Here is a 21,656-nt window from a genome sequence, read left to right as displayed (position 1 = left end):
GCGGGCGCCGGCAGTGTCGGCGCCCCGCACGCGCGTCGCGTCAGGAGCGCCTAGCGTGCGCCTGACGGCGTGGTCATGTCGTGGACATGGCGGCGCGGCCGGTTCAACGCTGCGTTCCGGCGGCGGGTTGCAGCGCCAGTGAGCGCAGGGTTCGGGCTGGATGCGTGCCAACGCGTCGCGACCGACCTGCGCGCAGCTGGCCTCGCCGCCCCTGCTTCAGCGTGCCGAAGCGGTCTGCCTGGCCGCCAGCCTGCCGAGCTGGCGCATCGCCTGGTCCAGGCGCGCATCCCAGGGCATGCCGCAGCTCAGGCGCACGCAGTCGCCGTAGTCGCCGCGGCTGGAGAACAGCACGCCGGGCGAAACGCCGATGCCGGCGGCCAGCGCGGCATCGAACAGCGCCAGGCCGTCGCCGCCGGCGGGCAGCTGCAGCCACAGCGACAGGCCGCCGGCCGGCGCGCTGCAGCGGGTGCCGGCGGGCCAGTAGCGGGCGACGGCATCGCGCATGCGCTGGCCGTTGTCGGCCACGGCGCGCCGCAGGCGCCGCAGATGGCGTTCCAGCCCGTGGCGCGCCAGGTAATCGCCCACCGCCAGCTGCGGCAGGCTGGCATTGCTGGAGCTGGAGAAATACTTGGCCCGGCCCAGCGCCTCGGTCCAGGCGGCGCCGGCCAGCCAGCCCACGCGCAGCCCCGGCGCCAGCGTCTTGGAGAACGAGCCGCAGGTGATGACGTTGCCGCCGGTGTCCCAGTGACGCAGCGGCAGCGGGCGCTGGCCCGACCAGGCCAGCTCGCCATACACATCGTCCTCGATCACCACGGTGCCATGCCGCGCGCAGCTGGCCAGCAGCGCCTGCTTGTCGGCATCGCAGGTCAGGCTGCCGCTGGGGTTGCTGAAGTTGGGCACCAGGATCGCCGCGCGCACCGCGGTCTGCTGCAGCACACGGTCCAGCCGCGCCACATCGATGCCCACGCCCAACCGGTTGGGTACTTCCAGCACCTTCAGTCCCAGCGCGGCTACCGTCTGCAGGATGCCGTAATAGGTCGGCGTCTCGACCAGGACCACATCGCCGGGCGAGGTGGCCACGCGCAAGGCCAGGCTGAGCGCCTCGGTCGCCCCGGCGGTCACCACGACCTCATCGGCCTGCATCGGCGTGCCGGTCTGCTCGTAGCGCAGCGCGATCTGCCGGCGCAGCGCCGGGTCGCCCTGCGGCGGGGCGTATTCCAGCGCGGCGGTGGGTCGCCGCCGCGTGGTGCGGGCGAGGGCGACGCTCAGGGAAGCCTGCGGCAGCAGGGAATGGTCGGCCACCGCCGCGTGCAGCGGGAACAGGCCCGGACGCTGCGGGAGCTCCAGCAGCCGCTGCAGCGCCGGGTTGGCCACTTCGCCCGGCGCGCGCCGGCGCGGCGTCGGCAGCGCGGGCAGCGCGGAGGGCGCGGCATGGACGAAGTAGCCCGAACGCGGGCGCGCCTGCACCAGGCCTTCGCGCTCCAGCTGCAGGCAGGCCTGGACGGCGGTGGCCGCGCTGATCTGGTGCGCCTGGGCCAGCTGCCGCACCGACGGCAGGCGCTCGCCCGCGCGCAGCGTGCCCTGGGCGATCTGCCGGCGCAGGCCATCGGCGATGGTTTCGTAGAGCAGCATGGGCAGCATCTGTACTGGTCAAATTCGAGGTTAACTGAATCTGTATTGCCATGCGTGGCCGGCCTAGCCTGTCCGTTCCCCTCCTGCCGCGAAGCCGCCGTCATGTCGCCTGCCTCTCCTCCCGCCGCGTCGCGCACCGCGCTGTGGCAGCTGCTGATCGCCGAGGTGCTGATCGGCTCGGTCGGCGTGTTCGTGCACGAGAGCGGGCAGGACCCGGTGACCGCCGTGTTCTATCGCTGCCTGTTCGGCGCGCTGTTCCTGCTGGCCTGGGGCCTCGCGCGCGGCCATCTGCGCGGCGTGCTGCGCGACCGCGTGCTGCTGCGCGGCGCGGTGATCTCCGGGGTGCTGCTGGTGCTCAACTGGGTGGCGCTGTTCGCCGGCATGGCGCGCTCGTCGATCGGCGTGGCCACGCTGGTCTATCACTTCTTCCCCTTCGTGATGCTGATCCTGGCCGCGCTGCTGCTGGGCGAGCGCACGCGGCCGGCGGACTGGGGCTGGACCGCGCTGGCGTTCGTCGGCGTGGTCTGTTCGGCCGATCCGCTGCGGCTGCTGCAGCATGTCGATGCCGGATACCTGGCCGGCATCGGGCTGACCCTGTTGGGCGCGGTGCTGTGCGGTGCGTCCCTGCTGATGTCGCGCAGCGTCGGGCGCCAGCGGCCGTTCGCGGTGGTCACCATCCAGTGCTGCGTCGGCTCGGTGATGCTGGCGGGCTTCTCCTCCGGCACCGCACTGCACTTGGGCACGCACTGGGCCTGGCTGGTCGGCCTGGGCGTGATCCACAGCGGCATCGTGTATGTGCTGTTCTACTCGGCCTACCGGCACCTATCGGTGGCGACCATCGCGGTGATCGCCTTCGTCTATCCGCTGGTGACACTGGTGCTGGACTATGCGCTCTACGGGCATCGTCTGGACGCCGTGCAGCTGCTCGGCGTGGCGCTGATCATCCTCGGCACGCTGGGCGTCAACCTGAAGTGGCGGCTGCCTTCGCGCCGCGCGGCGCCGTTGGATGTAGTCCGGTAAACGCCTTCGGCAATGCTTCAACCGTCGTTCCCGCGTTCGCTGGAACGACGGATTCTTGTTGGCGGTCGCAGTAGCGGTGCGATCAAAAGAAAGGCCGCGCATGGCGCGGCCTCTCGCAGCCCTGGCGTTGCGCCATCAGCGCACGTCGTGCAGACGCCAGCCGCTGCCGGCCAGCAGGCCCAGGCGATGCTTGAGCACCTCGCTCGGCAGGCTGGTGTCCACCACCAGGTCGATGTGCAGGTCGTCGATCTTGCCCTGCACATGCGCGGCCGGATCGACCGCGCCCAGCGAGGGCGGCACCTGGTCCGGCTCGTCCTGCGCGTCGCGCCAGCGGGCGAACAGCACGTCGGTGCGCAGCGCATCCTGCAGCTGTTGTGCATAGCCCTCGGCGCTGCTGGAGGTGAAGCTGAATTCCGGCTCCGGCCCGCGCGCCTTCTCGGGGTCTGGCAGGGCGATGTAATAGGTCGTCATGGGTGTTCCCTCCGCGATGGCATTGAGGCGCAGCCTAGGACGGCGCGCGTCAGCGCCCCGTGTTCAGGCCGAGAAGATGTGCGGCGGCGCGGCGAAGCCCACGCCCAGCGCGCCCTTGCCCACGTTGACCATGCCGGTCAGGCTCATCACCGACTCGTAAAGCCGCACCCCGTGCTCCTCGCAGGTCTGCCGCAGGCGCGCATAGCCGGGCAGGGCATGCAGCTCGGCCAGTTCGCCGCCATAGCCCAGGTTGACCACCGGCGTCAGCAGTCCCTCGCGCACCTTCTGCCCGGTGAATTCGAACAGCTTCTGCGCCGAGGGCTCGAAGCCCTTGAGCTTGGCCACCGGCTCGGTCACGCCGCGGTAGGCGCGCAGCACCGGCTTGATGTCCAGCGCGCTGCCCAGGGCGGCGCTGAGCAGGCCGACGCTGCGGTCGCCCTTGGTGCGGGCGCGGGCGCGCAGGTAGTAGAGGTCGCGCGGAATCATGTAGCCGTAGGTGTTCTCGGCCAGCGCCTCCAGCGAGGTGCGGATCCTGGCCACGCTCTCGCCGGCATCGCGCAGGCGCACGGCCTCGATCGCGGCCACGCCCTGGCCCGCGAACACGTTGAGCGTGTCGATCACGCGCAGGGCGAAGGGCGAGGTGTGCCCGGCCGCCTGGCGGATCGGCTTGTAGTCGTTGAGGATCGCGAAGCTCGCCTGCATCGCGTTGTCGTGGATCTGGCTGCGCAGGCGCGAGATGGTCAGGCAGAACACGTGGTCGTAGTCGATCGCCAGCCGCTGCAGAAACAGGTCGCGGATCTGCACCACCGAGAACGGCGTGGTTTCCGCCTCGTGGCCGCGCTCGGCCACATGCGTGCGCAGGAACTCCAGCGTGGCCTCCTCGTCGCGATGGTCGGCCAGGATGGCATCGCCGATGCGCACCGTGATCGGCAGGACGACGAGGTTGTGTTGACGGATGAAGTCGGCGGGCAGATCGCACGCCGAGTCCACCACGATCCCGATCCGCATGCGCTTTCCCCTTCGAAAGCCGGCGTGAGCCGTGTTGCCAGGTCTTGTGATGATGTTGCGGCGCGTCACGTCGATCCGTGGCGGCGCCCTCCCGGCGCGCATTGTGGACGATCCGGTCACGGCAAAATTGCAGGACGTTTCGCAGTTGTCGAACCCCGGCGGCTGCCAGATGACGCATGACGGCCTTGTCAGCCAGCCCGGCGGGCGCGGCGGGTTTGCACGTCCCGTTCATCGCCGCTTCTTATGCTCGCCGGTCCATCCATCCCGTTGAGGCAGGCGGCATGTCCAGGCGCGAGCAGGCAGGCGAGGCAGGTCAGGTGAGGCGCCGCGCATGCCGGTGAAGCGCAAGCCGAGCCGGCAGCAGGAAGTGGTGGAGTTCTGGCGCCAGGCCGGGCCGGAGCGCTGGTTTGCGAAGAACGAATCGTTCGACGCCAACTTCCGCACCCAGTTCCTGGCCGACCACCACGCCGCCGCGCGCGGCGAGCACGAGGACTGGCTGCGCAACGCCGAAGGCGCGCTGGCGCTGCTGGTGCTGCTGGACCAGTTTCCGCGCAACGCCTGGCGCGACAGCGGCCACGCTTTCGCCACCGACGGCCTGGCCCTGGCCTACGCCGCGCGCGCGCTCGATGCCGGCCATGACCAGGCCACCGAGCTGGCGCTGCGGCCGTTCTTCTATCTGCCCTTCAGCCATGCCGAGGACGCGGCGCTGCAGGCGCGGGCGGTGGCGCTGTTCGAGTCGCTGGGCGACGCCAAGCACCTGGAGTTCGCGCATGCGCACCAGGCCGTGATCGCGCGCTTCGGCCGCTTCCCGCATCGCAACGCCGCGCTGGGCCGCACCAGCACGCCCGAGGAACAGGCCTGGCTAGACGCGGGCGGCGGCTTTTAGTCTCGGGAGTGGCCTTGTGGGCCTTGCGAGCAACCGTCTCTCCCGATCACGTCGCGGCCCCTTGTAGAGCGGAGCTCGCTCCGCTGGGCTTTCCCCGCGATCCGGCCGAAAAGCAGCGGAGCAAGCTCCGCTCTACAGAAGGGGCGGGGACCGCTCCCTTGAATCGATCACCCAAACGACAACACGCCCCAAGCGGGGCGTGTCGTGTGGGTCATGCGCGCGTACGGAGATCAGTAGCGCGGCACGCTCGGATCGACGTCGTTGGACCAGGCCTCGATGCCGCCGGCCACGTTGTGCACGTTGGAGAAGCCGAGCACGCGGAACTGTTCGGCGGCCTGGTGGCTGCGCCCGCCGGCGTGGCACAGGAACGCGAGCTGCGTGTCCTTGGGCAGGGCCTCCAGCTCGGCACGGCCGTTGCCGTCGAAGGTCTTGAACGGCACGTTGACCGAGGCGATGGCGCGCTCGTCGGCCGGGCGCACATCCACCAGCAGCAGCTCGCCGGCGGCGACCTTGGCGGCGGCCTCGGTCACCGAGAGCTGATTGACCGGGCGCGGCGCGTTCGGGTTGTCGATGGCCAGGCCCTTGCCGCGGATGTCGTCGACCCAGTCGATGGTGATGCCCTCGGCGCGGCGCGCGCTGGCCAGGTCGAACTGGATGCGCACGCCGTTGGACTCGGCGGCGATGGCGTTGGCGTCGAACGGGCCCAGCTGGAAGTTCGGCTGGAACTGCGCGTCGATGGACAGCACCAGCGCGGCGCCGCCGCCGGCGTCGGCCACGGCATTGGCCAGCATCTCGGCCGCGGCCGGGGTCACGGTGATCGACGGCGGCGTGCGGTCGGGCGCGGCCACGCCCAGCAGCGCGGCCAGCTCGCCGGAGTTGGTCATCTGCTCGATGATGTCGCTGCCGCCGACCAGCTCGCCATCGACGTACAGCTGCGGGATCGTCGGCCAGTCGCCATAGACCTTGATGCCCTCGCGGATCTCCTGGTCGGCCAGCACGTTGACGTGGGCGTAGTCCACGCCCAGCGTGGACAGCGCGCCGACCGCCTTGGCCGAGAAGCCGCACTGCGGCATGGTCGGCTGGCCCTTCATGAACAGCACCACGCGGTTGGACTGCAGCAGGGAATCGATGCGCGAACGCAGGGCGGGATCGAGGGACATGAGGGCTACCGGCGGGTTGGACGACAAGAAAGGAGGGGAATTTTACCCGCGTGGCATGATGCGCGGGATGGAGCCCGAAGCAACGCAGCATCGCGCCACGCCCAGGCCCTACTTCAGGTTGGGGCTGCTGGCGCTGTCACAAGTAGTCGCCCTGGCGCTGTGGTGGCTGGTCGGGTGGCCGCTGGGCCTGGCCGTGCTGCTGGTCAGCCATGGCGCGGTGCTGTGGTCCACCTTCCACCCGCGCTCGCAGCTGTTCTGCCCGGCGCTGGTGCGCCTGCCCGGCGCGCAGCCCCGGGTCTGGCTGACCATCGACGACGGCCCCTCCGACGACACCCGGCCGATGCTGGATCTGCTGGATGCCCACGGCGCCAAGGCCACCTTCTTCGTCGTCGGCGAGTGCGCCCGCGCCCGGCCCGACCTGGTGCGCGAGATCGTCCGCCGCGGCCATGGCCTGGGCAACCACAGCGATAGCCATCCGCAGGCCGCGTTTTGGCGGCTGGGGCCGGCCACGCTCGAACGCGAGATCGCCGCCAACCAGCGCGGCCTGACCGAACTGGCCGGCGCGTCGCCGCGCTGGTTCCGCTCGGTGGTCGGCCACACCAATCCCTTCATCGCGCCGGTGCTCGCCCGCCACGGCCTGACCCGCGTGGCCTGGAGCGCGCGTGGCTTCGACGGCGTGCGCTGCACGCCCGACCAGGTGCTGGCGCGCCTCGTCCCCGACCTCAAGCCCGGCGCCATCGTCCTGCTGCACGAAGGCGCCACGCATGGTCACAACGTGGAGATCCTGCGGCGCGTGCTGGAAGCGCTGCGCGCGCGCCGCCTGCGTGCCGAGCTTCCTTGATCGCACGTTGATACCAAGAGCGACTCGGTTGCGCCGGCAAGCATTCTTGACAGCGTTTTAACGCGAGCGGACCATTCCGCGCTGAAGCCAGCGACCGGCGGCGCCTTGCCTACAAGGCCCGATGCCCAGCCAGCTGCCGTCCACGACGGCATCTCCCACCGGTCCCGAGGCTCTCGACGATGTCCCATCGCTGCTGCCCTGCGCGCCTCGCCGCGCAGGTCGTTTCCGTACGTTCGCTGTCCCGTTCGCTGCTGGCCATGGCCTGCGCCTGGCCGCTTCTGGTGGCCGCCCAGTCCGCCCCCCAGGAGGCGGTCGATCTGGATCGCCTCAAGGTGGAGGGCCATCGTGGCGACGCCACCGAAGGCAGCGACTCCTACACCGCCGATCTCGCGCGCAGTTCGGTCAAGCTGGCGCTGTCGCTGCGCGAGACGCCGCAGTCGGTGGTGGTGATCAGCCAGCAGCAGCTCATCGATCGCGACCTGCAGACCTTCCAGGACGTCACCGACGCGGTTGCCGGCTTCAATTCGCCGACCTGGGATACCGAGCGTACCTACATCAGCGCGCGTGGGTTCGAGATCGACTATTACCGGGTCGATGGCATCCCGACCCAGTACACCGGCGATGTGCAGCAGAACCTGGCCATCTACGACCGCGTGGAGATCGTCCGCGGCGCCAATGGCCTGACCACCGGCGCCGGCAGCCCGGCGGCGTCCATCGACCTGGTGCGCAAGCATGCCGACAGCGACGTGTTCACCGGTAACGCCAGCCTTTCCGCCGGAAGCTGGGATCGCTATCGCGGCAGCGTCGATGTGCAGTCGCCGTTGAACGCGGCCGGCAACGTCCGCGGCCGCGTGGTGGCCAGCTACGAGGACAAGGACTCGTTCCGCGACTACTACAGCAAGACCTCCGGCCTGCTGTACGGCATCGTCGATGCGGACTTCAGCGATGACACCCATGGCTATGCCGGTGTCAGCAAGCAGCGCAACGACGGCCGTGGCACCACCTGGGGCGGCGTGCCGGCCTGGTTCAGCGATGGCACGCGCACCCACTTCTCGCGCTCGGATTCGTTCACCCCGCGCTGGGCGCGCGGCGTGGCCGATACCACCAACGCGTTCGGCGGGCTGATCCATCGCTTCGAAGGCGGGGCGCAGCTGCACGTGGAGTATTCGCACCAGTGCTTCGAGACCGACTGGAAGTCGGTGCTGTACGGCTACTACGGCTATCCGGACCGGATCACTGGCTTAGGGCTGGACAGCATTTACGGTGGGGATTACCCCACCTCCACCAGGCAAGACAGCTTGGATGCCTACGTCAGCCTGCCGCTGACGTGGTGGGGGCGCGAGCACGAGATCGTCGCGGGCGCGACCTGGACCGATCGCAATGTGCGCAGCTGGTACAACCTGCCGCTGCAACCGCTGGTGGCCGAGAGCGTCTACGCCTGGACCGGTACCATGCCGCAGCCGGCCTGGACGCCGCTGCAGAAGGGCAGCGAGAACGACATCCGCCAGGTCGGCGCCTATGCCGCCGGCCGCTTCAGCCTGACCGACGACCTCAAGGCCATCGTCGGCGCCCGCATCAGCGACTGGAAGAACGCCGACCGGCTGGCGCCGGCCAGCTCCTACGCCAAGCGCGGCCGCACCACGCCGTATGCCGGCCTGATCTACGACCTGGACGCGCATCATTCGCTGTATGCCAGCTACACCAGCATCTTCAATCCGCAGAACAACCGCGACCGCAACGGCCGCTACCTGGAACCGCTGGAAGGCAACAACTACGAGATCGGCGCCAAGGGCGAGTACTTCGGCGGGCGGCTCAATGCCGGGCTGACCCTGTTCCGCATCGAGCAGGACAACTTCGCCGTGGCCGATCCCGGCCAACGGGTGCCGGGCACCACCGATCAGGCCTATCGCGCCGCCGACGGCACGGTTAGCCAGGGCGTGGAGTTCCAGCTCGATGGCGAGCTGACCGAGCAATGGCGCATCAGCTTCGGCTGGGCGCAGTTCGACGCCGACGATGCGCAAGGCAAGGACGTCAGCCCGACCAGCCCGCGCCGCGAGGCCACCGTGTTCACCACCTGGCAGACCGGCCCCTGGCGGATCGGCGGTGGGTTCAACTGGCAGTCGTCGTTCTACGATCGCGGCGTCGGTCCGCAGGGCAATACGCTGCGGCTGGAGCAGGACAGCGTGCTGCTGGCCAGCCTGATGGCCCGCTACGACATCAACCAGGCGCTGTCGGCGCAGCTCAACGTGCGCAATCTGTTCGACCGGCACTACTACGCGAACGTCACCTATCAGACCCAGTGGATCTACGGCGATCCGCGCGATGTGGAGCTGACCCTGTCCTGGCGGTTCTGAGCGGCCGGCATCGCGTGCGGACCTTGCCGTCCGCGTGGACGGGCCGGCGCGCGCAGCGCGCCCAGGCCGGCTCAACCGCGGCGCTGGGCCACGATCAGCCAGTTGTTGAACGGCGTGTTGCCGTACAGCGGGACGAAGCTGGCGCTCAGGCCGGCGTTGGTCAGGTGGTGCTCCAGGCTCGCGCGCGTGGGATAGCGCTTGGGCACTTCCTGCATCCAGCCGGTGAAGTGCGCCATCAGGTCGGTGATCCTGGAGGTGCGGCCACGCCCGCTGTCGTCGCCCAGCGCGCTGCGGATCACCAGCTTGCTGTCCGGCGCGAGCATGCGCGCGGCGTGCTGCAGCATGCCGGCCTGCACGTGTTCGGGCAGGTACTGCAGCATGTCCAGGATGCACACGTTGCCGCGGTGCTCGGGCCAGCGCGCGGCCAGGTCGACCACCTCGAAGCGGGCGTCGTGCAGGCCGTTGCGGCGCGCGATCCGGCCGGCGCGCGCGATCTTGTCCGCGTCGATGTCCACGCCGTGATAGCGGCGCGGCTGGCCGTCCGCGCGCAGCGCATGCGCCAGCAGGCCCAGGCCGCAGCCCAGGTCCAGCACCGGGCCGGGCGCCTCGCGCAGCGCGGCCAGCACGCCGGGATACAGCGGATCGGTGCGCAGCTTGATGCGCGTGTAGTAGTAGTCGTGACGATTGCCCCAGGGCCGGCGTGGCAGGAAGGCGCGGGCGATGGCCAACGCTTGCTGGGGCGGCATGGGACGGGTGGCTTCGCTCACGTCGATCCTTCGGCGCAGGGGCGGGAGCGCGCTAGGCTAGCGCATCCCGGGCGGCGGGAAACGCGCGCTGCATCCACAGGCGATACATCGCGCCGGAGGGATGCAGGCCGTCGCCGACCAGCATCGCAGCTTCGGCCCCCTGCTGGCGACTGACGGTGGTGACATCCACGAACGCCACGTGCCGGCGCTGGCAGGCGAGCCGGGCCTCGCGGTTGAACGCATCGATCTGCGCGGCGATCTGCGCCACATCGCGCCCGGAGGCGGCCGCGAACGGGGTCACGCCCCAGTCCGGAATCGACAGCACCACCACGCGCCGCGCGCGCCCACCGGCCAGCGCGATGGCGTGCTCCAGCAGGCCCTGGAACTGTCGCAGGTACTCGTCCAGCGGACGACCGCGGTACTGGTTGTTGACCCCGATCAGCAGCGTGACCAGGTCGAAGCCAGGCGTCGGCGCGGCCCGATCGATCGCGGCCTGCAGCTCGTCGGTGGTCCAGCCGGTGGTGGCGATGATCTGCGGATCGTCCACGCCCAGCCCGTCGGCGCGCAGCGCACGGGCCAGCTGCACCGGCCAGCGCTCGCTTTCGGCCACGCCCTCGCCGATGGTGTAGGAATCGCCCAGCGCCAGATAGCGCAGGCCGTGCGGCGCGATGCTGCCCGCCGCCGGGCGCACGCCGGCCATGGCGGTCAGGCCGCGGCCGGGCGCGACTTGGGCTTGAGCGGCACGACCTTGGTGGCCGCCTCCGCGCGCTTGGCCAGCGCGCGGTCGATGCGCGTGAACACCTCGCGCATGGCCACCGCATCGGGCAGCAGGGTGACGCGGAAGTGGTTGCGGTAGGGCACGTTGAAGCTCGAGCCCGGCACCACCAGCACGCCCTCGTCCTCCATCAGCTCCAGCGCGAAGGCGTAGTCGTCGAAGCCCTTGGCCGCATCGCCCACCACCGCCGGGAACGCATACAGCGCGCCGGCCGGCGCGCACAGCTTGAGGTGCTCGCTGGCCGCGCAGGCCTCGACCACCGCGCGGCGGGTCTCGTACAGGCGGCCGCCCGGCGCGGTGAGGCCGCTGATGGTGTCCGGGCCGTTGATGGCCGCTTCCACCGCGTACTGGCCCGGCACGTTGGCGCACAGGCGCAGTGCGCCCAGCAGGTCCATGGCGTGCTGCAGCGGAGTGATGCGCTGCGCATCGCCGGACAGCAGCGCCCAGCCCACGCGCCAGCCGCAGGCGCGATGCACCTTGGACAGGCCGGAGAAGGTGATGCACGGCACCTCGCCGGCCAGCGGCGCCAGCGGTTCGAAGGTGGCGCCGTCGTAGAGGATCTGGTCGTAGATCTCATCGACCATCAGCAGCAGCTGGTGCTTGGCGGCGATGGCGACGATGCGCTTGAGCAGCTCGCGCGGGTAGGTCGCGCCGGTGGGGTTGTTGGGGTTGATCAGCACGATGGCACGGGTGCGGCTGGACACCAGCGTCTCGATCTCCGACGGATCGGGCAGGAAGCCGTTGGCGGCATCGCACTGGTAGTACACCGGGCGGCCGTCGTTGAGGATGGTCGCGGCCGACCACAGCGGATAGTCGGGCGAGGGCACCAGCACTTCGTCGCCCGGGTTGAGCAGCGCGCGCAGCGACAGGTCGATCAGCTCGGACACGCCGTTGCCGATGAACACCCGGTCCGGATGCGCGTCGGGCGTGTTGCGGCGCGCGTAGTAGGCGGCCACCGCCTCGCGCGCGGCCGGCAGACCCTGCTGGTGGGTGTAGGGGTCGGTGCGGCCCATGTCGTCGGCGATCGCGTGCTGCAGATGCTCGGGCGCGCGGAAACCGAACGCGCCGGGGTTGCCGATGTTGAGCTTGATCAGCTTGCGGCCCTGGGCCTCCAGCTCGCGGGCTCGCCGGGCCAGCTCGCCACGGATCTCGTAGCGGACTTCGGACAGGCGTTCACGGATGGCGAGGGGCTTGACGGGAGCGGAGGACATGGCACGGGCGCGTGGAGGTGAAAAAACGACCAAAGCATACGCCTGATGGCCCGTGCTGCGGGCGTTTCAGCGGAAACCATGGCCGCGGGCCAGGCCGCTCGCCTGCGGCGCCGACGGGCCAGCCCGTAGAATCGCCACCATGACCGATGCTGTCTTCGACGATGCCGACCTGCGGCGGATTGGCTGGCCCTGGCCTGGCGCGCCCGAGGACCCGGCGTGGCGGGCGCTGATCCAGGCCCATCCCGGCGCCCGGCCGGCGCGGGTGATCGAGCAGCATCGCTCCGGCTACGTGGTCGCGCGCGGGCTGCTGCCTGAGCAGACGCTGCGGCCCGAGTCCCTGCCGGACTGGCAGCGCCCGCGCTTTCCGGCGCATGAGCGCCCCGCCGTGGGCGACTGGGTGCTGGTGGAGGAAGACAAGCGCATTGTTGCCCTGCTGCCGCGGCGCACGGCGATCAAGCGCGCCGCCGCCGGCGAGCACTATCACCAGCAGGTGATCGCGGCCAATATCGATGTGGTTTTCATCGTCTGCGGACTGGATGCCGACTTCAATCCGCGCCGGATCGAGCGCTATCTGATGCTGGTCGGCGGCGGGGGCGTGCAGCCGGTGGTGGTGCTGACCAAGGCCGACCGCACCGAGTACGCCGAGGACGCGCTCGAGGTGCTCGCCGACCTGGCCGCGCAGGAGGTGCCGCTGCGCACGGTCAACGCCAAGGACGCGGCCAGCGTGGCGCAGCTGCACGGCTGGCTCGGGCCGGGCCGCACGGCGGTGCTGGTGGGCTCCTCGGGCGCGGGCAAGTCCACGCTCACCAACACGCTGCTGGGCGTGGAGAAGATGAAGACCAATGCGGTGCGCGAGACCGATTCGCGCGGCCGCCACACCACGACCCACCGCGCGCTGATCCCGCTGCCCTCCGGCGCCTGCCTGATCGACACCCCCGGCATGCGCGAGCTCAAGCCCACCGGTGAGGAGGACCTGGCCGAGGGCGGCTTCGCCGACATCGAGGCGCTGGCCGCGCAGTGCCGGTTCCGTAACTGCGCCCACCAGGGCGAACCGGGCTGCGCGGTGCAGGCGGCGATCGAGGCTGGCGAGCTCGATCCCGGCCGGCTGGCCAATTACCTGAAGCTGCAGGAAGAGGTGACCACCGCGGCGGCCAAGCTGGCCAAGCGCGTGGCCGAGCAGCAGGGCAAGACAGGGCGGCGTCCCACTGGGAAGCCGTCCCGCCGCTAGACCGGATCGCGATCCGCCTGCTGTCCCTTTTCCAGCATCTGGCGCAGTCGGCTGCGTCGCTGTTCGAGTTCGGCGATCTGCCGCTCGATCGAAGCCAGTCGCCGGCGCTGCACCTCGGTCGTCTCGGAGCAGGCCGCCGCGCCTTCGATCATCCGCATGCAATCGGGAAACTCGCGGATCTCGGCCAGGCTGAAGCCTGCGCCGATCAACCGCTGGATCTGCCGGACCTGGGTCACGGCCAGGGCGGAGAACACGCGATAGCCGTTCTCGGCGCGGACCGACGACAGCAGCCGATGGTCGTCGTAGTGGCGGATCGAGCGCAGGCTGGCGCCCGTCTCGCGGGCCAGTTCACCGATGGACAGGTCGGCTTGGGGACGGGCCTTGGGCATGGGCGAACGCTAGCACAGGCCGCGCTTGACTCTCACATCAGTGTGAGGCTCGAGACTGCGCGCCTCCCAGGCATCGATGAGGATTCGCCATGCTTTCGTCCAGGTTTCACCGCGCGCTCGGCGCGCTGATCGTCGGGCTTGCGCTGCTGATCGGCGCGCCGGCCGCGCTCGCCGTCACCAGGCAGTACACCGTCGCCGCGCCGGACGGTGTGGCGCTGGCCGTGCAGGAATCCGGCGATCCCGACGGCGCTCCGGTCATCTTCATCCACGGCCTGCTCGGCAGCCGGCTGAACTGGGACAAGCAACTGCTCGACCCCCAGCTGCAGCGCTATCGGTTGATCACCTACGACCTGCGGGGACACGGCCTGTCCGGCAAGCCCACCGACGCCGCGGCCTACACCGACGGGCGCCGGTGGGCGGACGACTTGGCGGCGGTCATCGCGTCCACGAAGGCGCGCAGGCCGGTCCTCGTCGGCTGGTCGCTGGGCGGTGCGGTGATCTCGAACTACCTCGCCGCCTACGGCGACGACGCCATCGGCGGTGCGGTCTATGTCGATGGCGTGATCGAGCTCAAGCCCGAGCAGCTTGTGGCGCATCCGGAGGTCTATCGCGACATGGTCGCCGCGGACCTGAAGACCCATCTGCAGGGCGAACGCGCCTTCCTGCGGCTGTGCTTCCACCGCCAGCCGGATGCGGACACCTTCTCGCTGCTGCTGGCCAATGCGGCGCTGGCGTCGTGGGAGATGCAAAAAGCCGTCCCCTCGATGACCGTCGACGCCGCCGGCGGGTTGGGCCGGGCCAAGGTCCCGGTGCTGCTGCTCTACGGGGCGCGCGACGCGCTGGTGAAGGCCGAGCCGAGCATCGCGCGCGCCAAGCGCCTCAATCCGCGGATCCGCAGCGTGCTCTATGCCGAGTCCGGCCATGCGCCGTTCCTGGAAGAACCGGACCGCTTCAATCGCGACCTGCTCGCGTTCATCCGCTCGGCCACGTCCGGCTCGGCCGGTCGAGACTGAGGAGGCGTTGAAGCTCGGCGACCGTTGGACCATGGCGTGAGTGCGACCGAAATCCGACAGCGCGGCTGCGACCGTGTCTGCCCTACTCGAGGCTGAGGGCTGGACATGTCCGAACACGGCACGCCGCCGGCGGTCGCCAACAAGGTTGCCGCGGTCACGCTGGGCTTCTGGATTCTCAAGATCCTGGCGACCACGCTGGGCGAGACCGGCGGCGACTGGCTCACCATGACGCTCGGGCTGGGCTACGGGCCCGGGGCCTTGCTGCTGCTGGGCCTGTTCGCGCTGACCCTGTGGGCGCAGCTGCGGGCGCGCGGCTTCCATCGCGGGCTGTACTGGGTGGTCATCCTGTCCACCAGCACCGCGGGCACGGCGATGTCGGACTTCCTGGACCGCACGCTGGGGCTGGGCTATCTGCGCGGCGCGCTGCTGCTGGTGGCGCTGCTGGCCGGGGTGCTGGCCGCCTGGTATCGCAGCGAGGGGCATCTGTCGGTGCAGCGCATCGCCAGCCGTCGGGCCGAGGGCTTCTACTGGATGGCGATCCTGGTCAGCAACACGCTGGGCACGGCGCTGGGGGATTTTTTGGCCGATTCGTCCGGCCTGGGCTTCGCCGCCAGCGCCGGGCTGATCGCGGCGGTGATCGCGGCCACGGCGCTGGCCTACCGCTTCACGCCGGTCAGCCGGGTGCTGCTGTTCTGGATCGCGTTCGTGATGACCCGGCCGTTCGGTGCGACCTTCGGCGACCTGCTGACCAAGCCGGTCGCGCATGGCGGCCTGGAACTGGGCACCGGCGGCGCCTCGCTGGTGCTGGCGGTCCTGCTGGTGGCCGGGCTGCTGGTGCAGGGATGGGGCGGCCGGACGCTCAGCGCTCCGAATGCCCGCTCTCGTCGTGGTCGCGCGGGTGGAACAGGTCCGGCCGGATCAGCGCGATGAAGGCCCGCGCCTGCGGCGAGAGGTACTTGCCCTTGCGCACCACCACGCCATAGCTGCGCGAGGGGAAGTACGCGCTCAGCGAGCGCGCGGTGATGCGGCCGCGGTCGGCCTCGCCCAGGCAGATCGAGCTGACGATCGACAGGCCCATGCCCATGGCCACGTACTGCTTGATCACCTCCCAGCCGCCGACCTCCAGCGCCACGGTGTACGGCACACGCGCCTGCTGGAAGGTCAGGTCCACCAGCCGGTAGGTGATCTGCCGGCGCGGCGGCAGGATCAGGCCGTAGGGCGAGATGTCCTCCAGGGTCACCTTGTCCTTCTTCGCCAGGGGGTGGTCGTGCGGGGTGATCAGCATCGGCTCGAAGCGGTAGACCGGCTCGTAGCTCAGGTCGGCGGCGACGTCGACCATCGAGCCCACCGCCAGGTCCACCGCGTCCTGGCGCAGCAGGTCGGTGCCGTCGGCGCTGATGGCGTTGTGCAGGGTCAGGCGCACCTCGGGGTGCTCGCGGCGGAAGGCGTCCACGATCCGCGGCAGCAGGTAGAGGATGGTCGAACTGTTGGCGGCGATGTTCAGCTCGCCGGCGTCCAGGCCGCTGACCTTGTGGCGGAAATCCGAGGCCAGCGAGTCCACCCCTTCGACCAGCGGCTGGGCCATCTCGTACAGCAGCTGGCCCTCGCGGGTGGGGGTCAGGCGCCGCCCGCTGCGCTCGAACAGCCGCGTCCCGTACTCCCGTTCCAGCGCCTGCAGCTGCAGCGAAATGGCCGGCTGGCTCACGAACAAGGCCTCCGCCGCCCGCGAAACCGAGCCCAGACGCACCACCTGGCAGAACGCGCGCAGCGGTTTGAGTCGATCAGATTTGTAGGAAAAACGCGGGGTTACGTTCGCTGGCATGGGTCTGAATCCGTTCTCATGAGCAGAACTTATGAATTGAATTGATAAAACTAAGTTGTCAAATACTAACCCCCGGAGCACGGTGGCGGCCCAGCTGAAACGACGAGGAACACCGCCATGTCCGCCACCGCCTTCGCCCTGTCGCCCACCGCCCGCGGCGCCACGCCCGGCCTGGCGCTGACGGTCCGGGCCCCGGGCCAGGACGCGCTGCTGCCGGCCGGCCTGCTGGGCCTGCTGACCTCGCTGCACCGGGCGATCGAGCCCGAACGCCAGGCCCGCCTTGCCGCCCGCGCCGCGCGCCAGGCCGCGTTCGACGGCGGCGCCCTGCCGGACTTCCGCGCCGACACCGCGCAGATCCGCGAGGGCGACTGGACCGTGGCGCCGATCCCGGCCGCGCTGGCCGACCGTCGCGTGGAGATCACCGGCCCGACCGACCCGAAGATGGTCATCAACGCGCTGAACTCCGGCGCCAAGGTGTTCATGGCCGACTTCGAGGACTCGACCTCGCCGACCTGGGCCAACCTGCTGACCGGCCAGCGCGCGCTGATCGGCGCGGTCGACGGCGATCTGACCTTCCAGGCGCCGGCGGCCGGCGACAAGCCGGGCAAGCGCTACACGCTCAAGCCCGCCGACGAACAGGCGGTGCTGATCGTGCGTCCGCGCGGCTGGCACCTGGACGAGAAGCACGTGCTGGTCGATGGCGCGCCGATCGCCGGCGGCCTGTTCGACGTGGCCACCTTCGCCTTCCACAACGCCCGCGCGCTGCAGGCCAGGGACCGCGGCCCCTACTTCTACCTGCCCAAGCTGCAGTCGATGGAGGAGGCGGCGCTGTGGGAGACCGCGCTGTCGCACATCGAGGCGACCCTGGGCCTGCCACAGGGGCAGATGAAGGTCACCGTGCTGATCGAGACGCTGCCGGCGGCCTTCGAGATGCACGAGATCCTGTACGCGCTGCGCAGCCGCATCGTCGGCCTGAACTGCGGCCGCTGGGACTACATCTTTTCCTACATCAAGACCTTCCGCGCCCACCCCGACCGCGTGCTGCCCGAGCGCGGCCAGGTCACCATGACCCAGCCGTTCCTGAAGGCCTATTCGGAGCTGTTGATCCAGACCTGCCACCGGCGCGGCGCGCACGCCATGGGCGGCATGGCCGCGCAGATCCCGATCAACAACGATCCGGCGGCCAACGAGCAGGCCATGGCCCGCGTGCGCGCCGACAAGCTGCGCGAGGTCACCGCCGGCCACGACGGCACCTGGGTCGCGCACCCGGCGCTGATCCCGGTGGCGATGGAGATCTTCGATGCGCACATGCCCGGCCCGAACCAGCACGGCGTGGCCCGCGCCGATGTGCATGTCGGCCGCGACGACCTGATCCGCCCGTCCACCGGCACCATCACCCGCGCCGGGTTCGAGGGCAATGTCGAGGTCTGCGTGCGCTACCTGGCCGCCTGGCTGGATGGCAACGGCTGCGTGCCGATCCACTGGCTGATGGAGGACGCAGCCACCGCCGAGATCTCGCGCACCCAGATCTGGCAGTGGCTGCACACCGACGGCCTGCACCTGGACGACGGCACCGCCATCGACCTGGCGCTGCTGGAGACCACGCTCAAGCGCCTGCCCACCCGCCTGGGCGATGCCGCGCTGCCCGGCGCGGCCAAGGTGCCGCAGGCCATCGCCCTGCTGGACCAGCTCTCGCGCAGCGACACGCTGGCCGAGTTCCTGACCCTGCCGGCCTACGCACAGATCGATTGAAGCCGGGTTCGGGCTTCGGATCGAAGAAGCCCGCCCAGCCCTTATCCGCATTCCGCTTGCACCCCATTCGACGGGCATCCGTCAACGACCGGAGAAGCACCATGAGCACTCGCCAGGAACAGATCGACGCCCTGCAGAAGGACTGGAACACCAACCCGCGCTGGAGCGGCGTCAAGCGCAACTACAGCGCCGCCGACGTGGTGCGCCTGCGCGGCAGCGTGCAGCCCGAGCACACCCTGGCCAAGCGCGGCGCCGAGCGGCTGTGGAAGCTGATCAACGGCGAGGCCAGGAAGGGCTACGTCAACGCCTTCGGCGCCATCAGCGCCGGCCAGGCGATGCAGCAGGCCAAGGCCGGCCTGGAGGCGGTCTACCTGTCCGGCTGGCAGGTGGCCGCCGACGGCAACACCTCCGAGACCATGTACCCCGACCAGTCGCTGTATGCCTACGACTCGGTGCCGACCATGGTCCGCCGCATCAATAACACCTTCCAGCGCGCCGACGAGATCCAGTGGAAGAACATCTGCGACGGCAAGCTGGACGAGCAGGATGCGATCGACTTCTTCCTGCCCATCGTCGCCGACGGTGAGGCCGGATTCGGCGGCGTGCTCAACGCCTATGAGCTGATGAAGAACATGATTATCGCCGGCGCGGCGGGCGTGCACTTCGAGGACCAGCTGGCGGCGGTGAAGAAGTGCGGCCACATGGGCGGCAAGGTGCTGGTGCCCACCCAGGAGGCGATCCAGAAGCTGCAGGCCGCGCGCCTGGCCGCCGACGTGCTGGGCGTGCCGACCATCGTGCTGGCCCGCACCGATGCCGAGGCCGCCAACCTGCTGACCTCCGACTTCGATCCCAACGACAAGCCCTTCGTCAACGGCGAGCGCACCAGCGAGGGCTTCTACCGCGTCAGGAACGGCCTGGAACAGGCCATCAGCCGCGGCGTGGCCTACGCGCCTCATGCCGACCTGGTGTGGTGCGAGACCGGCACCCCGGACCTGGGCTTCGCCCGCGAGTTCGCCCAGGCCGTGCATGCGGCCAGCCCGGGCAAGCTGCTGAGCTACAACTGCTCGCCTTCGTTCAACTGGAAGAAGAACCTGGACGACGCGACCATCGCCCGCTTCCAGGACGAGCTGTCGGGGCTGGGCTACAAGTACCAGTTCATCACCCTGGCCGGCATCCACATCAACTGGTTCAACACCTTCAAGTTCGCCCACGACTACGCGCGCGGCCAGGGCATGAAGCACTACGTCGAGCAGGTGCAGCAGCCGGAGTTCGAGGCCCGCGAGCAGGGCTACACCTTCGTCAGCCACCAGCAGGAAGTCGGCGCCGGCTACTTCGACGACGTCACCACCGTCATCCAGGGCGGCAGCTCCAGCGTGACCGCGCTGACCGGCTCGACCGAGGAGGAGCAGTTCTACGAACACAAGGCGGCCTGAGCTTGCGCGCCTTGAACCAGGCAGGACGCGCCCGGCACCGGCGCGTGCGATGAACCTTGAGAGGAGCGGCGTGGCGCAGGCGACCCTCGCGAACAGGGGCGCGAGGGTCTGGCGCGACGCGGGCTGGGAGGCCCCGCCCTCGATCAGAGACATGGCACGCGCTGGCGTCGGGTGCTTTGGCAACACCCGCGGCATCGCTTCAGCGTCATCGAACACCCACCAGCGTCGTTCACCCACTGAGAAAGGTGCGCCATGCTTCGAGCCCGTCACGACAACCGCTATCGCGGCCAGGATGCGTTGTTGTTCCGCGGGGATCGCCCCGGCATCGCCATGCTCGCCTCCATGCTGGATCACCTGGCCTCCAGTCCGCGCCCCGACGCGGTCGGTCGCCGCCATGCCATCCCCGGCGTGCCCAACGTCAGCCTGGAGGTGACCGACTCGGTCTCCCGACTGATGCTGGACAGCGCCTGTCCCACGCCGTTCGTGTGGCAGCTCAAGTGGGCCGACCTGGCCGACTGCGGCGCCAGGCTCGGCGCACTGGCCGGCGAAGCCCAGGGCCAGCTGCGCATCCAGGGCGAGCGCGACGACCTGCAGCTGGTCCTGGCGATGGGGGAGGACGCCTGAGGCACAGCCTGGGGCGACAGGATCCGGGTGGGAGCCGCCATGGCGGCGAGGGGCTTTACTGGGAAAGCCCCATCGCCGCCATGGCGGCTCCCACCAAGCAGTCCAGCCATCGGTCCTTGTGACTTCAGGCACGCGCTCGCATCCGGCGGCCGCGCGGAAGCTGGCTGCCAGTTGGCAGACAGGACGTTCGAGAAGATGCGCAAGCGATGGCAGGTGGTGATGCTGGCGTGCCTGGCGCCTGCTGCCTGGGCGCAGCAGGCGAATACGCCCGCCGACAAGGCGCCGCAGACCCAGGCTTCTGCCGAGAAGGTGCCGCAGACGCTTGCCGACAAGCCGCAGCCTGACTCTTCGCAGCAAGGCCGGCACGACCGCCGGCCGCACGTGTCCTCGCGCCAGTGCGGCCTGGGGACCGAATTCAACGTGCTGGCCGATAGCGGCGGCATCTGGCTGTACCGCGACAGCGGCTCGCCGCGCGAGATCTTCTTCCACGGCGGCGAACTGAGCGTGGACCGCAAGCTGCGCCCGGTCAGCGCCGCCGATGCGCAGCGGCTGTGGCAGATGGAGAGCCAGGCCCGCGCGCTGATGCCGAAGGTGGCCGGGCTGGCCAACGAGGTCGTCGACCTCAGCTACGACGCGCTGGGCGGCGTGGTCGAGATCATGACCGGCAGCTCCTTCAACGCGCGCAAGATCGCACGCATGCGCACCCAGGCCCATGGCTATGTCGATGGCACGCTGGGCAAAGGCCGTTGGGAGCAGGACGCCTTCGGCGGCAACTTCGAGCGCTACGTGGAGGACCAGGCCGAGGCGTTCAAGGGCAGCATCGCCCGGCACCTGCTGTTTCAGATCTTCACCGGTCGCAGCGATGCGATCGACGAGCGCGCCGACCGCCTGGGCGACGAACTGGACGCCAAGCTCGAGGCGCGCAGCGAGGCCATCGAGGCCCAGGCCGAAGCGATGTGCGACCAGGTCGATCAGCTGCGCGCGCTGCAGGACGCGCTGGAGTTCCGCTACGAGGGCAAGCCCCTCCAACTGCTGGAACCGATCGAGGGCCACGCCGCCGCCGATGCGGCCGATGCGGCGGAAGACGCCGAAAAGCGCGACGCGCCGGACCACAGCGAGGATGCCACCTCGAAGCAGCCCGCTGCCGCGCGCGAAGACGCCCCGCGCGACACCACCATCAAGCCCCGAGCCGTCCCTCATCCTTGATCGCGCGATCTGTGGGAGCAACTGTCTCTCAGATCAAGACGCGGTCTCCATGTAGAGCGGAGCTTGCTCCGCTGCGTTTCGACCG

Annotated in this window: 20 protein-coding genes; 11 read left to right on the top strand and 9 right to left on the bottom strand. The window is 69.9% G+C overall.

Annotation, left to right across the window (positions count from 1 at the left end; translation table 11 throughout):
* Nucleotides 1-216 precede the first annotated feature (216 nt).
* A complete protein-coding gene (locus EAT51_RS18975) occupies nucleotides 217-1,632 on the bottom strand; it encodes an aminotransferase-like domain-containing protein (RefSeq protein ID WP_130521718.1) in 1,416 nt (471 codons plus the stop codon).
* A gap of 102 nt (nucleotides 1,633-1,734) precedes the next feature.
* Between EAT51_RS18975 and EAT51_RS18970 the strand changes: the two genes are divergently transcribed.
* Entirely contained in the window at nucleotides 1,735-2,652 is a 918-nt protein-coding gene (locus EAT51_RS18970) for a DMT family transporter (protein WP_130521719.1), read from the top strand.
* Nucleotides 2,653-2,787: 135 nt separating this feature from the next.
* On the opposite strand, the gene EAT51_RS18965 is transcribed toward EAT51_RS18970, so the two are convergent.
* Nucleotides 2,788-3,123, bottom strand: a complete 336-nt coding sequence (locus tag EAT51_RS18965) for a hypothetical protein (RefSeq protein WP_130521720.1) — start codon at nucleotides 3,121-3,123, stop codon at nucleotides 2,788-2,790.
* A gap of 63 nt (nucleotides 3,124-3,186) precedes the next feature.
* Nucleotides 3,187-4,131 carry a DegV family protein gene (locus tag EAT51_RS18960; RefSeq protein WP_130521721.1) on the bottom strand — a complete coding sequence of 315 codons (945 nt, stop codon included), beginning with the start codon at nucleotides 4,129-4,131 and terminating at the stop codon, nucleotides 3,187-3,189.
* A gap of 331 nt (nucleotides 4,132-4,462) precedes the next feature.
* Here EAT51_RS18960 and EAT51_RS18955 point away from each other — a divergent pair, with 331 nt between their 5' ends.
* Nucleotides 4,463-5,017, top strand: coding sequence for a DUF924 family protein (locus tag EAT51_RS18955; RefSeq protein ID WP_130521722.1), 555 nt, complete (start codon nucleotides 4,463-4,465; stop codon nucleotides 5,015-5,017).
* A gap of 230 nt (nucleotides 5,018-5,247) precedes the next feature.
* Here the strand turns inward: EAT51_RS18955 and grxD are convergent, their stop codons facing one another.
* Nucleotides 5,248-6,177, bottom strand: a complete 930-nt coding sequence (grxD, locus tag EAT51_RS18950) for a Grx4 family monothiol glutaredoxin (RefSeq protein ID WP_130521723.1) — start codon at nucleotides 6,175-6,177, stop codon at nucleotides 5,248-5,250.
* A gap of 67 nt (nucleotides 6,178-6,244) precedes the next feature.
* Here grxD and EAT51_RS18945 point away from each other — a divergent pair, with 67 nt between their 5' ends.
* A complete protein-coding gene (locus EAT51_RS18945; RefSeq protein ID WP_130521724.1) occupies nucleotides 6,245-7,018 on the top strand; it encodes a polysaccharide deacetylase family protein in 774 nt (257 codons plus the stop codon).
* A 179-nt stretch (nucleotides 7,019-7,197) separates the two neighbouring features.
* On the top strand, nucleotides 7,198-9,372 hold the full coding sequence (locus EAT51_RS18940) for a TonB-dependent siderophore receptor (protein WP_130561903.1): 2,175 nt from the start codon (nucleotides 7,198-7,200) through the stop codon (nucleotides 9,370-9,372).
* A gap of 71 nt (nucleotides 9,373-9,443) precedes the next feature.
* Here the strand turns inward: EAT51_RS18940 and EAT51_RS18935 are convergent, their stop codons facing one another.
* From EAT51_RS18935 to EAT51_RS18925, 3 genes are read right to left on the bottom strand one after another with little or no spacing between them, the layout of a single operon-like run.
* Nucleotides 9,444-10,118: a class I SAM-dependent methyltransferase gene (locus tag EAT51_RS18935; RefSeq protein WP_130521740.1), complete on the bottom strand. Its 675-nt coding sequence runs from the start codon at nucleotides 10,116-10,118 to the stop codon at nucleotides 9,444-9,446.
* A 52-nt stretch (nucleotides 10,119-10,170) separates the two neighbouring features.
* A complete protein-coding gene (locus EAT51_RS18930; RefSeq protein ID WP_130521726.1) occupies nucleotides 10,171-10,818 on the bottom strand; it encodes an SGNH/GDSL hydrolase family protein in 648 nt (215 codons plus the stop codon).
* A gap of 5 nt (nucleotides 10,819-10,823) precedes the next feature.
* Nucleotides 10,824-12,104, bottom strand: a complete 1,281-nt coding sequence (locus EAT51_RS18925; protein WP_130521727.1) for a pyridoxal phosphate-dependent aminotransferase — start codon at nucleotides 12,102-12,104, stop codon at nucleotides 10,824-10,826.
* A gap of 139 nt (nucleotides 12,105-12,243) precedes the next feature.
* Here EAT51_RS18925 and rsgA point away from each other — a divergent pair, with 139 nt between their 5' ends.
* Entirely contained in the window at nucleotides 12,244-13,332 is a 1,089-nt protein-coding gene (rsgA, locus tag EAT51_RS18920; protein WP_130521728.1) for a ribosome small subunit-dependent GTPase A, read from the top strand.
* Here rsgA and EAT51_RS18915 read toward each other — a convergent pair.
* Complete coding sequence (locus tag EAT51_RS18915; protein ID WP_130521729.1) at nucleotides 13,329-13,721, bottom strand: MerR family transcriptional regulator; 393 nt, start codon at nucleotides 13,719-13,721, stop codon at nucleotides 13,329-13,331. The genes rsgA and EAT51_RS18915 overlap by 4 nt on opposite strands.
* Before the next feature lie 89 nt (nucleotides 13,722-13,810).
* On the opposite strand from EAT51_RS18915, the gene EAT51_RS18910 reads away from it, so the two are divergent.
* Together EAT51_RS18910 and EAT51_RS18905 are read left to right on the top strand one after the other, a co-directional pair.
* Nucleotides 13,811-14,734 carry an alpha/beta fold hydrolase gene (locus tag EAT51_RS18910; RefSeq protein ID WP_130521730.1) on the top strand — a complete coding sequence of 308 codons (924 nt, stop codon included), beginning with the start codon at nucleotides 13,811-13,813 and terminating at the stop codon, nucleotides 14,732-14,734.
* A gap of 105 nt (nucleotides 14,735-14,839) precedes the next feature.
* The gene (locus EAT51_RS18905) at nucleotides 14,840-15,664 is read left to right on the top strand and encodes a COG4705 family protein (RefSeq protein ID WP_130521731.1); all 825 of its coding nucleotides are present in this window, start codon (nucleotides 14,840-14,842) and stop codon (nucleotides 15,662-15,664) included.
* Here the strand turns inward: EAT51_RS18905 and EAT51_RS18900 are convergent.
* Nucleotides 15,594-16,556: a LysR family transcriptional regulator gene (locus EAT51_RS18900; RefSeq protein ID WP_130521732.1), complete on the bottom strand. Its 963-nt coding sequence runs from the start codon at nucleotides 16,554-16,556 to the stop codon at nucleotides 15,594-15,596. The two genes, EAT51_RS18905 and EAT51_RS18900, sit on opposite strands and share 71 nt — an antisense overlap.
* A 117-nt stretch (nucleotides 16,557-16,673) precedes the next feature.
* Here EAT51_RS18900 and aceB point away from each other — a divergent pair, with 117 nt between their 5' ends.
* From aceB to EAT51_RS18880, 4 genes are all read left to right on the top strand, one after another.
* Nucleotides 16,674-18,308, top strand: a complete 1,635-nt coding sequence (aceB, locus tag EAT51_RS18895; protein WP_130521733.1) for a malate synthase A — start codon at nucleotides 16,674-16,676, stop codon at nucleotides 18,306-18,308.
* Between the two features lie 101 nt (nucleotides 18,309-18,409).
* On the top strand, nucleotides 18,410-19,741 hold the full coding sequence (gene aceA / locus EAT51_RS18890; protein WP_130521734.1) for an isocitrate lyase: 1,332 nt from the start codon (nucleotides 18,410-18,412) through the stop codon (nucleotides 19,739-19,741).
* Nucleotides 19,742-19,993: 252 nt separating this feature from the next.
* Nucleotides 19,994-20,365, top strand: coding sequence for a hypothetical protein (locus EAT51_RS18885; protein WP_130521735.1), 372 nt, complete (start codon nucleotides 19,994-19,996; stop codon nucleotides 20,363-20,365).
* A gap of 195 nt (nucleotides 20,366-20,560) precedes the next feature.
* On the top strand, nucleotides 20,561-21,571 hold the full coding sequence (locus EAT51_RS18880; RefSeq protein ID WP_228258001.1) for a DUF2884 family protein: 1,011 nt from the start codon (nucleotides 20,561-20,563) through the stop codon (nucleotides 21,569-21,571).
* Nucleotides 21,572-21,656 lie beyond the last annotated feature (85 nt).

The sequence above is a fragment of the Pseudoxanthomonas winnipegensis genome, from assembly GCF_004283755.1.
Lineage (GTDB): Bacteria > Pseudomonadota > Gammaproteobacteria > Xanthomonadales > Xanthomonadaceae > Pseudoxanthomonas_A > Pseudoxanthomonas_A winnipegensis.
Note: the sequence above shows the minus strand (reverse complement) of the source record. Positions and strands in the feature narration are given on the sequence as shown.

Bases quoted from the DNA above. Each gene is read 5' to 3' on its own strand.
- EAT51_RS18970 (WP_130521719.1), top strand. From the start codon at position 1,735: ATGTCGCCTGCCTCTCCTCCCGCCGCGTCGCGCACCGCGCTGTGGCAG.
- EAT51_RS18940 (WP_130561903.1), top strand. From the start codon at position 7,198: ATGTCCCATCGCTGCTGCCCTGCGCGCCTCGCCGCGCAGGTCGTTTCC.
- grxD (WP_130521723.1), bottom strand. From the start codon at position 6,177: ATGTCCCTCGATCCCGCCCTGCGTTCGCGCATCGATTCCCTGCTGCAG.
- EAT51_RS18925 (WP_130521727.1), bottom strand. From the start codon at position 12,104: ATGTCCTCCGCTCCCGTCAAGCCCCTCGCCATCCGTGAACGCCTGTCC.
- EAT51_RS18975 (WP_130521718.1), bottom strand. From the start codon at position 1,632: ATGCTGCTCTACGAAACCATCGCCGATGGCCTGCGCCGGCAGATCGCC.
- EAT51_RS18960 (WP_130521721.1), bottom strand. From the start codon at position 4,131: ATGCGGATCGGGATCGTGGTGGACTCGGCGTGCGATCTGCCCGCCGAC.
- aceB (WP_130521733.1), top strand. From the start codon at position 16,674: ATGTCCGCCACCGCCTTCGCCCTGTCGCCCACCGCCCGCGGCGCCACG.
- EAT51_RS18910 (WP_130521730.1), top strand. From the start codon at position 13,811: ATGCTTTCGTCCAGGTTTCACCGCGCGCTCGGCGCGCTGATCGTCGGG.
- EAT51_RS18905 (WP_130521731.1), top strand. From the start codon at position 14,840: ATGTCCGAACACGGCACGCCGCCGGCGGTCGCCAACAAGGTTGCCGCG.
- EAT51_RS18930 (WP_130521726.1), bottom strand. From the start codon at position 10,818: ATGGCCGGCGTGCGCCCGGCGGCGGGCAGCATCGCGCCGCACGGCCTG.
- EAT51_RS18955 (WP_130521722.1), top strand. From the start codon at position 4,463: ATGCCGGTGAAGCGCAAGCCGAGCCGGCAGCAGGAAGTGGTGGAGTTC.
- EAT51_RS18900 (WP_130521732.1), bottom strand. From the start codon at position 16,556: ATGCCAGCGAACGTAACCCCGCGTTTTTCCTACAAATCTGATCGACTC.
- EAT51_RS18935 (WP_130521740.1), bottom strand. From the start codon at position 10,118: ATGCCGCCCCAGCAAGCGTTGGCCATCGCCCGCGCCTTCCTGCCACGC.
- EAT51_RS18880 (WP_228258001.1), top strand. From the start codon at position 20,561: ATGCGCAAGCGATGGCAGGTGGTGATGCTGGCGTGCCTGGCGCCTGCT.
- EAT51_RS18885 (WP_130521735.1), top strand. From the start codon at position 19,994: ATGCTTCGAGCCCGTCACGACAACCGCTATCGCGGCCAGGATGCGTTG.
- EAT51_RS18915 (WP_130521729.1), bottom strand. From the start codon at position 13,721: ATGCCCAAGGCCCGTCCCCAAGCCGACCTGTCCATCGGTGAACTGGCC.
- aceA (WP_130521734.1), top strand. From the start codon at position 18,410: ATGAGCACTCGCCAGGAACAGATCGACGCCCTGCAGAAGGACTGGAAC.
- EAT51_RS18965 (WP_130521720.1), bottom strand. From the start codon at position 3,123: ATGACGACCTATTACATCGCCCTGCCAGACCCCGAGAAGGCGCGCGGG.
- EAT51_RS18945 (WP_130521724.1), top strand. From the start codon at position 6,245: ATGGAGCCCGAAGCAACGCAGCATCGCGCCACGCCCAGGCCCTACTTC.
- rsgA (WP_130521728.1), top strand. From the start codon at position 12,244: ATGACCGATGCTGTCTTCGACGATGCCGACCTGCGGCGGATTGGCTGG.